Source organism: Pseudomonas sp. O230 (genome assembly GCF_045447035.1).
Taxonomy (GTDB): Bacteria; Pseudomonadota; Gammaproteobacteria; order Pseudomonadales; family Pseudomonadaceae; genus Aquipseudomonas.
In genome coordinates, this window is record NZ_JBJGXN010000005.1 from 364,267 (window position 1) to 377,525 (window position 13,259).

The window sequence follows — 13,259 nt, forward strand, 5'->3', positions numbered from 1 at the left end:
CGTGACCGCCCAAACGGCCAAAGGTTGATCAAGATACACAGCAGATCCTACGCACACAAGCCGCCGAAAGTCGGAGAAACCCGCGCCTTGCGTGACCTTGCGACGGGGTACCCCAAGTCGCAACCCCATCATTAACTGTCGCCTGACAGCACTTTCCAACCCCGAGCGGACGGACACTCGACGCCCGCATCGAGCGCCCGAACCCTCGACGAAAACCTTAGCCGGTATTTCGCAAACCGGCGGCAATACCCGCCACAGACACCAGCAGCGCCTGCTCCACCGGGCTGCCCTGTGCCACCTCCTGCTGTCGCGAACGTGCCAGTAACTCGGCCTGCAATAGATGAAGCGGGTCGAGGTAGGTGTTGCGCAAGCGGATGAATTCGAGGGTGTCTGGGCTATGTGCCAGTAGCTGCGACTGACCAGTCAGACCAAGCACCACCGCACACGCCTGCGACAATAGGTCGCGTAAATGCGCCCCCAAAGGCAGCAGATCCGGCTCGACCAGGCGCTCATCATAGGAGCGGGCGATATCGGCGTCGGCCTTGGCCAGGACCATTTCCAGCATATCGATGCGCGTGCGGAAGAACGGCCACTGTTCGCGCATCTGCCCCAACAGCTCGCCTTCGCCACGCTCCAGCGCTTTGCTCAACGCGGCTTCCCAGCCGAGCCAGGCCGGCAGCATCAAGCGTGTCTGGGTCCAACCGAAGATCCACGGAATCGCCCGCAGGCTTTCGATTCCCCCGGCGCGGCGCTTGGCCGGGCGACTGCCCAGCGGCAGGCGCCCCAACTCCTGCTCGGGGGTGGACTGGCGGAAATACTCGACGAATTGCGGATTTTCCCGCACCACGGCGCGGTAAGCGCTGACACCGTCTGCCGCCAATTCGTCCATCAAATGGCGCCAGGCGGGTTCCGGCGGTGGCGGTGGCAGCAAAGTCGCTTCCAGCACCGCCGCCAGGTACAGATTGAGGTTCTGTTCGGCAATGTCCGGCAGGCCGAATTTGAAACGAATCATTTCCCCTTGCTCGGTGGTGCGGAAACGCCCCGCCACCGAACCCGGTGGCTGCGACAGGATCGCCGCGTGCGCCGGGCCGCCGCCACGGCCCACGGTGCCACCGCGACCGTGGAACAGCAGCAGTTCCACTTGCTGCTCACGACAGATGTCGACCAGCCGTTCCTGCGCCCGATACTGCGCCCAGGCCGCCGCCGTGGTCCCGGCGTCCTTGGCCGAGTCGGAATAGCCGATCATCACTTCCTGCGGGCCTTGCAGGCGCGCGCGATAACCCGGCAGCAGCAACAGCTTTTCAATCACCGGGCCGGCGTTATCGAGGTCAGCGAGGGTTTCGAACAGCGGCACCACACGCATCGGCCGCAACACACCAGACTCTTTGAGCAGCAGTTGCACGGCCAGCACGTCGGAGGCGGCGCCGGCCATGGAGATCACGTACGAACCGAGCGAAGCACCCGGCGCCGCAGCGATTTCCCGGCACGTGGCGAGCACTTCAGCGGTGTCGGCGGAGGGCTTGAAGTACGCCGGCAGCAACGGACGACGGTTGTTCTGCTCGCGCATCAGGAAGACGATGCGCTCCTCTTCGCTCCAGTCTTCGTAGCGACCGAGGCCGAGGTAATCGGTAATTTCAGTCATCGCCGCCGTGTGACGGGACGAATCCTGACGCACATCGAGACGCACCAGGAACAAACCGAACGTCACCGCACGACGCAGGCAATCAAGCAACGGTCCATCGGCGATCACGCCCATGCCGCACTCGTGCAGCGACTGGTAGCAAAGCTCCAGCGGATCAAGCAAATCGCGGTTGTTTTGCAGCACATCGGCGGGGGCCGGCGTGGCGGTCGTCAAAGACGTGTGGGCCCAGTTTCGAGTGGCGCGCAGGCGTTCGCGCAGTTGTTTAAGGACGGCGCGATACGGTTCGGCGCTGTCGCCAGCCTTGGCTTTCAGGGCGTCACTGGCCTGTTGCATCGACAATTCGGCCGCGAGGTGATCGACATCGCGCACATACAAATCGGCAGCCATCCAGCGCGCCAGCAGCAACACCTCACGGGTCACGGCAGCGGTCACGTTCGGATTGCCATCGCGGTCGCCGCCCATCCATGACGCAAAGCGAATCGGCGCAGCCTCCAACGGCAAATGCAGGTCGGTGGCATCGTGCAGGGCTTTATCGGCCTTGCGCAAATAGTTCGGGATTGCTTGCCACAGCGAATGCTCGATCACCGCGAAACCCCATTTGGCCTCGTCCACAGGCGTCGGGCGGGTGCGGCGGATTTCTTCGGTGTGCCAGGCTTCGGCGATCAGGCGCTGCAACTTCGATTGAATCTGCTCGCGCTCGGCGCTGGTCAGGTCGCGGTGATCCTGAGCGGCGAGTTGCGCGGCGATGGCGTCGTATTTCTGGATCAGCGTGCGGCGCGCGACTTCGGTCGGGTGCGCGGTCAGGACCAGTTCGATTTCCAGCCGTCCCAATTGCCGGGCCAGGGATTCAGCGCCATGGCCTTCGGCAAGCAGGCGTGCGAGCAATTCGGGCAGCACACGCGCTTCGAACGGCGCGGGTTGCGATTCTTCGCGGCGATGGATCAGTTGATATTGCTCGGCGATGTTGGCCAGGTTGAGAAACTGGTTGAACGCCCGCGCGACCGGCAGCAACTGGTCTTCGCTCAACTGATTGAGGCTGGCGCTCAGTTCGGCGTCCATCGAACCGCGACGGTCGGCCTTGGCGCCCTTGCGGATCTGCTCGATCTTGTCGAGAAAATCGTCCCCGTACTGCTCACGAATGGTGTTGCCCAGCAGCTCACCCAACAGGTGAACGTCCTCGCGCAAGCGTGCATCAATATCGGTCATCAGCCGTTCTCCAGCGAAAAATCCGGTGTGCTTCGTGGTTCAAGAGTGCCGCCCTAAAGCGCTTCTTACAAGCAGACGACGAAGGGACTTTAAACCTCGGGCCCGCGAGCTAGTCTGAAGAGTAAGCCGTACAACGGCTTTCGCCGGCCATGACCGGACACTTACCCTGCCTGCCACGAGCAGGCGCGCCATGAGGTTTTTATGAAAATCCGCGAGCTTGCCCATCATTGGGAAGAAAACGCCAAGGGTCGCCTGACCGACACCGGCTACGCGATTCATCTGGACGTGGAGGCCGCCGCGCGACTGGCGGCGATCATCGAGATGTACCCTAAACGGCATCCCGAAGAACTGCTCGGCGAGTTGATCGGCGCTGCGCTCGAAGAGCTGGAAAAGAGTTTTCCGTACGTCAAAGGTTCGACCGTCGTGGCCACTGACGAAGAAGGCGATCCGCTGTACGAAGACATCGGCCCGACCCCGCGTTTTCTTGCGTTGTCCCGTCGTCATTTGCATGATTTGTCTTCCGGCGACGACAAGCAGAAGCACTGATTCAACCCATCCAGACCTGTGGGAGCGAGCTTGCTCGCGATAGCGGTCTGAGATTCAACATTTCTATTGCCTGACACTCCGCCATCGCGAGCAAGCTCGCTCCCACAGGGGTTGCAGTCGCCTTCAATATTGCCTATTCGCGGGCCTCGAAAAGCCCGGGAATACCGCTGCACATCGCCAAAGTTCCCGTTTTAGAGCCTTGTCCATTTGGTCAAAGTTTTTTCGGGCGATAGGCCATCTTCTCTGAACTTTTAAAAAATGCCTCGGGTCGTAACCAGTAACCACGCCTGGGACGGCCGTTTCAAACGTTTCGAAAATTGAGGTTTGCGGCTCCTTGCCCAGGATGGATGTTCAGTTTTTCAGGAGTTATTCCAATGGAGTTGAAGACCATGAAGATCAGCACTGCCAAATCCTCGTCTACCCCCCTGCGCAGCCTGAAACTGGCCGCACTGGCCATCGGCAGCAGCTTCGTTCTGGCCGGTTGCGCCGGTAACCCGCCGACCGAGCAATACGCGGTGACCCAATCGGCCGTGAACAGCGCCGTCAGCGCCGGCGGCACCGAATTCTCGGCGGTAGAGATGAAGTCCGCCCAGGACAAGCTCAAACAAGCCGAAATCGCCATGCACGACAAAAAATACGACGAAGCCCGAGTGCTCGCCGAACAGGCCGAGTGGGACGCCCGCGTAGCCGAACGCAAAGCCCAGGCGATCAAAGCCGAACAGGCGGTGAAGGACTCCCAGAAAGGGGTTCAGGAACTGCGTCAGGAAAGCCAGCGCACCGTGCAATAAGCGCCGCCACGACGTACTTCTTACTCGACTTAAAAGGACGATACCCACATGCGCAAACAATTGATGATCCCTGCCCTGCTGGCCGCAAGCGTTGCACTGGCTGCCTGCTCCACGCCACCTAACGCCAACCTTGAACAGGCCCGCACCAACTACAGCGGCCTGCAAGCCAACCCGCAGGCGAGCAAAGTCGCGGCGCTGGAAACCAAGGACGCCAGCGATTACCTGGACAAGGCTGACAAGGCTTATCTGGACAAGCGAAACACCCATGAAGTCGACCAACTGGCCTACCTGACCAATCAGCGGGTTGAAGTGGCGAAGCAGACCATCGCCCTGCGCGCCGCCGAAGCCAATCTGAAAAACGCTGCTGCGCAACGTGCCCAGGCGCGTCTCGATGCTCGCGATCAGCAGATCAAGCAATTGCAGGACAGTCTGAACGCCAAGCAGACCGATCGCGGGACGCTGGTAACGTTTGGTGACGTGTTGTTCGCCACTGACCGTGCCGACCTGAAATCCAGCGGCCTGGTGAACATCAACAAACTGGCGCAATTCCTTCAGGAAAACCCGGACCGCAAGGTGATCGTCGAAGGCTACACCGACAGCACCGGCACGGCGTCGCACAATCAGTCGCTGTCCGAGCGTCGCGCCGGCTCCGTGCGCACGGCACTGGTGAAAATGGGCGTTGATCCTGCGCGCATCGTGGCCCAGGGTTATGGCAAGGAATACCCGGTTGCTGAAAACGGCGACGCTTCGGGTCGGGCGATGAACCGTCGGGTGGAGGTGACCATTTCCAATGACAACCAGCCGGTGATCCCGCGTTCGGCGGTTAGCTCGAACTAAGCTTCACGCCGTAACGCAAAAGCCCCGCCTGATCTGATCAGGCGAGGCTTTTTGTTTTCGCGGTTTGGCGCAACACCGCGTTATCGCTCATCGCCGGTAAGCCGGCTCCTACAGTTACTGTTCCAGTTTCTGCGGGGTTTCCTGGCCGATACAGCGCACGGCTTTTTTCTTGTTGTTGACCAATACGCCGCTCAGGCCTTTTTGTTCGGTGTCGAACATCACCAGCACACCATCGATGCACTGGGCCACTTGTGGGGCCGGCTCCAGGGAGACTTTGTAGTCTTCGCCCGGCACGGTCTTGAGCATGGTGAACTCACTGAGCAGCAGCGCATCTTCGGGTTTGGCGAAGTGCAGGTAACCGTACCACCACAGGGCCCCGACGGTGCCGAGGATGCTGCAGATACCGGTGATGATCAGCGGGATGGCATTACGTTCTTCACTCATTGCGGACTCTCTGGTGGTTCATCTTCTGAATTCGGGGGTGCCGGGTAGTTGGGAATTTCACCCAGGCGGCGCAGGCCGTTGAAATGCTGCGGGTCATCGAGATAACGCAGCATGACCTTGCGCCAGACCGGGTCGGCGAACGTCTGCACATGACCGCCACGGGTCAATTGCAGCACCCGCGGCGGCGGCGCAGCTTGATACAGACGGATGCCGTTGGAAAGAGGCACGATCGGATCGTCGATGCTGTGATAGATCAGTTTCGGCACACCGTTGAGCTGCGCCATCGAGTGGATCGCGCTGTCACCGTCCGGCACCAGCCACGACAGCGGCACCTGGAACGCCCAGGTCAACCACGAGTTGCTGAGGGCGAATTGGCCGATGCTGCGATAACTGGCAGGCACACCGTCGAGGACGAAGGCCTTGAGTTGTTTCTGGCGTTCGGGGTGTTGCACCAGGTAATGCACAGCCATTGAGCCACCGAGGCTTTGCCCGAGCAGGATCAGCGGTTTGCCTTTGACCTCCGGCGCCTGGTCGAGCCACTTGAACGCGGCGTCGATGTCCTGATAGATCGCCGGCAAACTCGGTTCGCCCTCGGACAGACCGTAACCGCGATAATCGATCAGCAGTACTTGATAACCTTCCTCCGGCAACCACCAACTGCCGCCCAGATGCATCGGCAGATTGCCGCCGTTGCCGTGCAGGTGCAGCACCGTGCCTTTGACGTCGACGCCTTTTTTCGCCGGCAGCCACCAGCCGTGCAGCTTGAGGCCGTCGGCAGTGGTGAGGGTGACGTCACGGAATTCGAGCTTGGCTTTTTCCGGGGTGAACAATTGGCCGGGCTCGGGGTAGAACAGCAAAGAGCTGCAACCGCCGAGGGTCAGGAGAAGGCAGAGGATGCCGAGGATTCTCATCCGTTGAAACCTCGCAGAATAAGGGTGAAACACAGACCCAATGTGGGAGCGGGCTTGCTCGCGAATGCGCTTTTAAAATTCAACAGCTCTGTTGCCTGATACACCGCATTCGCGAGCAAGCCCGCTCCCACAGGGGATATTCATTGATCACAAGATGTTGGAGTAATCCGCTTCGATCCGGTCCAGGCTCAGGTGGTTCAGGAAGTTGGAGAAGCACATCCACGCCGACAGCGCGTTCATGTCGCGGAACTGCTCCGGCAAATACTTGGGCGGCACCACCAACCCTTCATCGACCAACTGACGCAAGGTTCGCATGTCTTCCAGCGTGGTCTTGCCGCAAAACAGCAGCGGAACTTGCTCAAGCTTGCCTTTACGCACGGCCAACTGAATGTAGTTGTAAACCATGATAAAGCCCTTGAGGTAGGACAAGTCTTTGGTAAACGGCAGACCGTTCGGCACCGAACCGCGGAAAACCCGACTGGCGTTGCCGTAGCTTTCCGCCATTTCAAAGCCCTGCTCGCGGAAGAATTCGAAGATCTGCAGGAAGTCCGCGCCCTCCTCCACCATGTGAATGGCGCGGGTGCGGTTGGTCAGTTTGCGCAGGCGGCTCGGGTAAGAGGCGAAGGTGATGATTTCCATCAGGATCGCCAGCCCTTCCTGAGTCACCGTCGATGACGGTGGGCCTTTGGACAGAAAGGTGCAGATCGGCTGGTTCAGACCGTTGAGCGTGGTGCCGACATGCACCAGCCCTTCGTGGACTTCGAGGGCACGCACGTCGCGCTCGTTAAACATCGCGTCAGTGCGGATCTTGATGTAGTCGGCGCCCGCAGCCGCATCGGCGACGATGCCGTCGGACTCGAACACCCGAATGGTTTCCTCGGCCTCGCCAAACACTTTGCTCAGCCGGGTCTGCAACAAATTCACGGCGTCCTTGGCGGTGAGGATTTTCGGTTCATCCTTCAGGTCACCACGGCCATCGATGTTATTCAGATAATCGGAGAGCATCAGGCCCAGGTCGGACAGGGTCGGGTCACCGGCGTGAAACGCGTCGGACGCCGCGCCGTACAGCTCCTGGGAAATCAGGCCGAAATCCTCGGTGCCACGCGCTTCAAGCATGCGCACCACCATCCGGTATTCCTTGCACATGCGGCGCATGATCTGGCCGACCGGGTTGAACTGACCGAGCTGGCGGGTGATGTCACGCTCGATGTTCTGGAACTCCAGTTTCACTTTGCTGGAGTCGAAGGACAGCGGCCGGTTCAGGTAGTAATCGCGGTCCACCGCCGGCATTTCCTTGCCCTTGGCCTTGAGGAACCCCTTGCGGATGTTCTCGTCCCACTTCACCGCATCCAGGACGCGAATCGGCGTCTGCGCCAGCACAATGCGATCGGACAACATGCGTATCGTCTGCTGGTAATCGTCCACCCGAAACTCCTGTAGAAAAACCGTTATGTGCTGGGTTTATTTGGCTTTGGCCAGGCGCTGATAACGCACGGCCTCGACGAACACATCGGAATTGGCCGGATCGTCGAGGTACGCGAAGACTTGTTCCATGCGCGTGCTGATCAGCACGCCATCGCCGTCGTCGGTCTGGAAGCCTTCGCCACTGAGGAGATTCTGCCCCAGGGCCTGATTGATCTGCTCGAGGTCGAGGTTGTAGAGCACCAGTTCATGCTTGTCGGTGAGTTCGAACCCGGCAATGGTGAAATGCCCGCCGAATTGCGCCGGCACCTTCGCCGACAGGTACCAGCGGTTGCCATGGCGCGAGACGGCGAAGGGATAGGCTTCGCGTTCCTTGGGCTTGGCCTTGAAGTAGCTGACCGCCTGATAGCGATTGTCGCCGATGCGCGTCAGCTCCAGATTCATCGGCTCGCCCCAGGCGTTGGTGCTGGTCCATTTGCCGAGTAATCCTTTGGGCGCGGGGTCGCTCGTGGGCAGTGGCTCCTTAAAGGTCACCAGACAGCCGCTGAGCAGCAGGAACGACAAGGCGATCACAACGACGCGCCAGGCTTTCATTCAACACTCCCTATGAACAAACTCCGACCTCAACTTACCACCGAACCTGTGGGGGCGGGCTTGCTCGCGAATGCGGTTTAACATTCAACATTTCCGTTGTCTGATACACCGCTTTCGCGAGCAAGCCCGCTCCCCCAGGGGGTTGAGCGTCCAGCCCTGAGGATCACACCGACGCCAGTACCAAATGCATATACCGCGTCAGGATACCGAGCATTTCAGCTTCGGCGTCAGGCCCGGCATCGTTGAGCAGGCCCTGATATTCCATCCGTCCGATAATCGCCGTCAACACTTTGGCATCTTGTTGTGGTTCACGGGAACCCAAAACCTGGAAAAGCTGACACGTGCCTTGCAGGAGAATTTGCTGATGCGAGCGCACCAACTCCGCCAGGCGTGGGTTGAGCAACGCCTCCTGACGGAACGCTTGCTCGGCCATCAAATGTTCGCGGCGGTTGATCAGTTGCCGATGAACATAGTCCGCCATCAACCGCGCGATGTCGTCCGCCAATTGCGAGCGCGACTCGGGGCTGCCGTCGCCGCTGACGACCATCTCGCGCAGCAGCCCTTCGTTGTTCACCCACAACTTGGCCATGAACGCCGCGCTGCGTTCCACGTATTGGGCGAAGGTATCGGTGAGCAAGTCATCGATGTCCTTGAAGTAGTAAGTGGTGGCCGACAGCGGCACAGCGGCCTCCGCGGCAACCGCACGGTGACGCACGGCCCGCACGCCATCACGCACGACAATGCGCATGGCGGCATCGAGAATGTCCTGTCGACGCTGCTCACTGCCCTGACGGCTGGCCTTGCGGCCCTGGTACTGAACACTTTCAGCGACCGCAGTGGCGATACCCGCTGCACCTTCTTGAGCCATTGCACGGTTCACGACAGGGATTCCTCTTTCACTTCAAAAGTAACCAATTGATACGTTTGTACCAGACAGGCAATAAAAAGCCGCCTGTTATAGGCGGCTTTTTGTTTGAAACACTTACGCTTGCGGCCGCATGTGCGGGAACAGGATCACGTCGCGGATCGACGGGGAGTTGGTCAGCAGCATCACCAGACGGTCGATGCCGATGCCTTCACCAGCCGTTGGCGGCATGCCGTACTCCAGCGCACGCACGAAGTCGGCGTCGTAGTGCATGGCTTCGTCGTCGCCGGCGTCCTTGTCGGCCACCTGCGCCATGAAGCGCTCGGCCTGGTCTTCCGCGTCGTTCAACTCGGAGTAGGCGTTGGCGATTTCACGGCCACCGATGAACAGTTCGAAACGGTCGGTGACGTTCGGGTTGTCGTCGTTACGACGGGCCAGCGGCGACACTTCGAACGGGTACTGGGTGATGAAGTGCGGCTGTTCCAGCTTGTGCTCGACCAGCTCTTCGAAAATCATCACCTGCAATTTACCCAGGCCTTCGAAGCCCAGCACCTTGGCGCCGGCTTTCTTGGCGATGGCGCGGGCCTTGTCGATGTCGGTCAGGTCGTCAGCAGTCAGCTCAGGGTTGTACTTGAGGATCGAGTCGAACACCGACAGACGCACGAACGGTTCGCCGAAGTGGAACACTTTTTCGCCATACGGCACGTCGGTGCTGCCCAGAACCAACTGCGCCAGTTCACGAAACAGTTCTTCGGTCAGGTCCATGTTGTCTTCGTAGTCGGCGTAGGCCTGGTAGAACTCCAACATGGTGAATTCAGGGTTGTGACGCGTCGAAACGCCTTCGTTACGGAAGTTGCGGTTGATCTCGAACACTTTCTCGAAACCGCCGACCACCAGGCGCTTGAGGTACAGCTCAGGCGCGATACGCAGGAACATTTCCATGTCCAGCGCGTTGTGGTGAGTCTCGAACGGCTTGGCCGCCGCGCCACCGGGAATGGTTTGCAGCATCGGTGTTTCGACTTCGAGGAAGTCGCGCTTCATCAGGAAGCTGCGGATGTGCGCAATCACTTGCGAACGCACGCGGAAAGTCTGGCGCACGTCTTCGTTGACGATCAGGTCAACGTAACGCTGGCGATAGCGCTGTTCGGTGTCGGACAGGCCGTGGTGCTTGTCCGGCAACGGACGCAGGGATTTGGTCAGCAGGCGTACGCTGGTCATTTCTACGTACAGGTCGCCCTTGCCGGAACGGGCCAGGGTGCCTTCGGCGGCGATGATGTCGCCCAGGTCCCAGGTTTTCACCGCGGCCAGGGTTTCTTCGGACAGGGTTTTACGGTTGACGTAAACCTGGATGCGACCGGACATGTCCTGGATCACCATGAACGAGCCACGGTTAAGCATGATGCGACCGGCAACCTTGACCGGGATTGCAGCCTCTGCGAGCTCTTCCTTGGTCTTGTCCGCGTACTGTTTCTGCAAGTCTTCGCAGTAGTTGTCGCGGCGGAAGTCGTTCGGGAAGGCATTGCCCTTGGCGCGCTCGGCGGCAAGCTTTTCCTTGCGCAGGGCGATCAGGGAGTTTTCTTCCTGTTGCAGGGCTTGCGGGTCGAGTTCTAGGTCGCTCATGTCTTTAAGTATTCCATCAGGTTCATTGTCCCCGGCCTGTGGCCGGGGATCGCCGGCAAGCCGGCTCCTACAGGGGGGCGGTGTTACAGGCCTTGTTTCAGGCTCGCTACCAGGTATTCGTCGATGTCGCCGTCGAGCACCTTGTCGCAGTCGCTGCGTTCGATGTTGGTGCGCAAATCCTTGATTCGCGACGCATCGAGTACGTAGGAGCGAATCTGGTGACCCCAGCCGATGTCCGACTTGGTGTCTTCCAGGGCTTGCGAGGCGGCGTTGCGTTTCTGCACTTCCTGCTCGTACAAGCGCGCCCGCAACATTTTCATCGCGGTGTCTTTGTTGGCGTGCTGGGAGCGTTCGTTCTGGCAGCTGACCACGGTGTTGGACGGTACGTGGGTGATACGTACGGCCGAGTCGGTGGTGTTTACGTGCTGACCACCGGCACCGGAGGAACGGTAGGTGTCGATGCGCAGGTCCGACGGATTGATGTCGATTTCGATGTTGTCATCGATTTCCGGCGACACGAACACGGCCGAGAACGAGGTGTGACGACGGTTGCCGGAGTCGAACGGGCTTTTGCGCACCAGACGGTGCACGCCGATTTCGGTACGCAGCCAGCCAAAGGCGTATTCGCCCTTGATGTGCACGGTGGCGCCTTTGATCCCGGCGACTTCACCGGCCGACAGTTCCATGATGGTCGCGTCGAAACCGCGTTTGTCAGCCCAGCGCAGGTACATGCGCAGCAGGATGTTGGCCCAGTCCTGAGCCTCGGTGCCGCCGGAGCCGGCCTGGATGTCCAGGTAGGCATTGTTGGCGTCCATTTCACCGCTGAACATGCGACGGAATTCGAGTTTTTCCAGCGACTCACGCAGGCGCTCGACTTCGGCGGCGACGTCATCGACGGCGGCCTGGTCTTCTTCTTCGGCGGACATCAGCAGCAGGTCTTTGGCGTCGGCCAGGCCGGAATGCATTTCGTCGAGGGTTTCGACGATCTGCGCCAGCAGGGACCGCTCGCGGCCCAGTTCCTGAGCGTACGACGGGTTGTTCCAGACAGACGGATCTTCAAGCTCGCGATTGACTTCAGTCAGACGCTCATGCTTTTGATCGTAGTCAAAGATACCCCCGAATAGTTTCGGAGCGCTCGGACAGGTCCTTGATACTGTTAAGGATCGGGTTGATTTCCATGGCGGGCAGCACTCGTTGGCGAACTTTTGAAAGCCGGCGAGTATAACGGTAAACGTCCGTAAACGGCAGCCCGCTTGGCCGAAAAGGCCCGGTGCGTTTTCGAAACTGCGCCGTGGTAGCGCATTCGCAAACGCACAGCGATCAACTGCAGGAGCCCGCTTGCGGGCGATGGCGCCTACTCGATCCCCACCTGATTGCGCCCATTGTTCTTCGCCAGGTACAGCCCCTTGTCCGCCGCCAAGATCAGTTGCCGGCAATCAGCGCCCGGTTGCGGGATCATGGTCGACAGGCCGATGCTGATGGTCAGGCTCGAGCCTTCGGCCGGTGAAATGTGCGGAATTTTCAGCCCTTCCACGGTCTGGCGCAGCTTCTCCGCCACCAGTCGCGCGCCGCCCGGTGATGTATTCGGCAAGACCAGGGCAAACTCTTCGCCGCCATAACGGGCCGGCAAATCCGAAGGTCGGGCGCTGGCGTCACGGATGGCCGTGGCGACTTTGCGCAGGGCTTCGTCGCCTTCGAGGTGGCCAAAGTTGTCGTTATAGGACTTGAAGTAGTCCACATCGATCATCAGCAATGACAACTGGCTCTGGTCACGCAGGGAACGTCGCCATTCCAGCTCCAGGTACTCGTCGAAGTGACGACGGTTCGACAACCCGGTCAGGCCGTCCGAGTTCATCAGGCGCTGCAAGACGAGGTTGGTGTCGAGCAACTGCTGCTGGCTGACCCGCAACGCGCGGTACGCCGCATCCCGTTGCAGCAAGGTCATGTAGGAACGCGAGTGATAGCGGATGCGCGCCACCAGTTCAATGTTGTCCGGCAATTTGACCAGGTAATCATTGGCCCCGGCCGCGAACGCCGCGCTTTTGATCAGCGGGTCTTCCTTGGTCGACAGCACAATGATCGGAATATCCTTGGTGGCCGGGTGATTGCGGTATTCACGCACCAGGCTCAGGCCATCAAGACCGGGCATGACCAGATCCTGCAGGATCACCGTCGGTTTGATCCGGATCGCCTGCGCAATCGCCTGATGCGGGTCGGCGCAGAAGTGGAAATCGATGTTTTCTTCATTCGACAACCCGCGGCGCACCGCTTCTCCGATCATCGCCTGATCGTCCACCAACAACACCATCGCTGCGTTTTCGTCGGTTTTGAAGCCGTCGAGCTGTAAGTCAGTCATGTGCGGTCACCTGAGTACTGCCTGGACC

12 protein-coding genes are annotated in these 13,259 nt (G+C 59.9%); 3 read left to right on the plus strand and 9 right to left on the minus strand.

Annotated elements, in window-relative coordinates; all coding sequences use genetic code 11:
• Positions 1 to 217: 217 nt before the first annotated feature.
• Complete coding sequence (gene ppc, locus ACI77H_RS13025) at positions 218 to 2,848, minus strand: phosphoenolpyruvate carboxylase (protein WP_407012259.1); 2,631 nt, start codon at positions 2,846 to 2,848, stop codon at positions 218 to 220.
• A gap of 201 nt (positions 2,849 to 3,049) precedes the next feature.
• On the opposite strand from ppc, the gene ACI77H_RS13030 reads away from it, so the two are divergent.
• From ACI77H_RS13030 to ACI77H_RS13040, 3 genes are all read left to right on the plus strand, one after another.
• Entirely contained in the window at positions 3,050 to 3,394 is a 345-nt protein-coding gene (locus ACI77H_RS13030) for a pilin assembly protein (protein ID WP_150630843.1), read from the plus strand.
• 374 nt (positions 3,395 to 3,768) lie between these two features.
• Positions 3,769 to 4,182, plus strand: a complete 414-nt coding sequence (locus ACI77H_RS13035) for a DUF4398 domain-containing protein (protein ID WP_407012260.1) — start codon at positions 3,769 to 3,771, stop codon at positions 4,180 to 4,182.
• A 48-nt stretch (positions 4,183 to 4,230) separates the two neighbouring features.
• Positions 4,231 to 5,019, plus strand: coding sequence for an OmpA family protein (locus ACI77H_RS13040; RefSeq protein ID WP_407012261.1), 789 nt, complete (start codon positions 4,231 to 4,233; stop codon positions 5,017 to 5,019).
• A gap of 114 nt (positions 5,020 to 5,133) precedes the next feature.
• Here the strand turns inward: ACI77H_RS13040 and ACI77H_RS13045 are convergent, their stop codons facing one another.
• The 8 genes from ACI77H_RS13045 to ACI77H_RS13080 form a co-directional block, all read right to left on the minus strand.
• On the minus strand, positions 5,134 to 5,463 hold the full coding sequence (locus ACI77H_RS13045; protein ID WP_407012262.1) for a hypothetical protein: 330 nt from the start codon (positions 5,461 to 5,463) through the stop codon (positions 5,134 to 5,136).
• Positions 5,460 to 6,374, minus strand: coding sequence for an alpha/beta hydrolase (locus tag ACI77H_RS13050; RefSeq protein ID WP_407012263.1), 915 nt, complete (start codon positions 6,372 to 6,374; stop codon positions 5,460 to 5,462). The genes ACI77H_RS13045 and ACI77H_RS13050 overlap by 4 nt, the downstream gene beginning before the upstream one ends.
• Positions 6,375 to 6,521: 147 nt before the next feature.
• The gene (locus ACI77H_RS13055; protein ID WP_392893846.1) at positions 6,522 to 7,772 is read right to left on the minus strand and encodes a flavohemoglobin expression-modulating QEGLA motif protein; all 1,251 of its coding nucleotides are present in this window, start codon (positions 7,770 to 7,772) and stop codon (positions 6,522 to 6,524) included.
• A gap of 63 nt (positions 7,773 to 7,835) precedes the next feature.
• Positions 7,836 to 8,390, minus strand: a complete 555-nt coding sequence (locus ACI77H_RS13060; RefSeq protein WP_407012264.1) for a hypothetical protein — start codon at positions 8,388 to 8,390, stop codon at positions 7,836 to 7,838.
• Between the two features lie 163 nt (positions 8,391 to 8,553).
• Positions 8,554 to 9,270, minus strand: coding sequence for a TetR/AcrR family transcriptional regulator (locus ACI77H_RS13065; protein ID WP_407012265.1), 717 nt, complete (start codon positions 9,268 to 9,270; stop codon positions 8,554 to 8,556).
• Positions 9,271 to 9,372: 102 nt separating this feature from the next.
• Positions 9,373 to 10,875, minus strand: a complete 1,503-nt coding sequence (gene lysS, locus ACI77H_RS13070) for a lysine--tRNA ligase (protein ID WP_407012266.1) — start codon at positions 10,873 to 10,875, stop codon at positions 9,373 to 9,375.
• 83 nt (positions 10,876 to 10,958) lie between these two features.
• Positions 10,959 to 12,054, minus strand: a protein-coding gene (prfB, locus tag ACI77H_RS13075) for a peptide chain release factor 2 (protein ID WP_150630852.1) whose coding sequence is annotated in 2 segments (ribosomal slippage) — positions 10,959 to 11,981 and positions 11,983 to 12,054 — 1,095 coding nt in all. Because the reading frame shifts where the segments join, the coding sequence is not laid out codon by codon here.
• Positions 12,055 to 12,229: 175 nt separating this feature from the next.
• Positions 12,230 to 13,231 carry a diguanylate cyclase domain-containing protein gene (locus ACI77H_RS13080; protein WP_407012267.1) on the minus strand — a complete coding sequence of 334 codons (1,002 nt, stop codon included), beginning with the start codon at positions 13,229 to 13,231 and terminating at the stop codon, positions 12,230 to 12,232.
• Between the last annotated feature and the right edge of the window lie 28 nt (positions 13,232 to 13,259).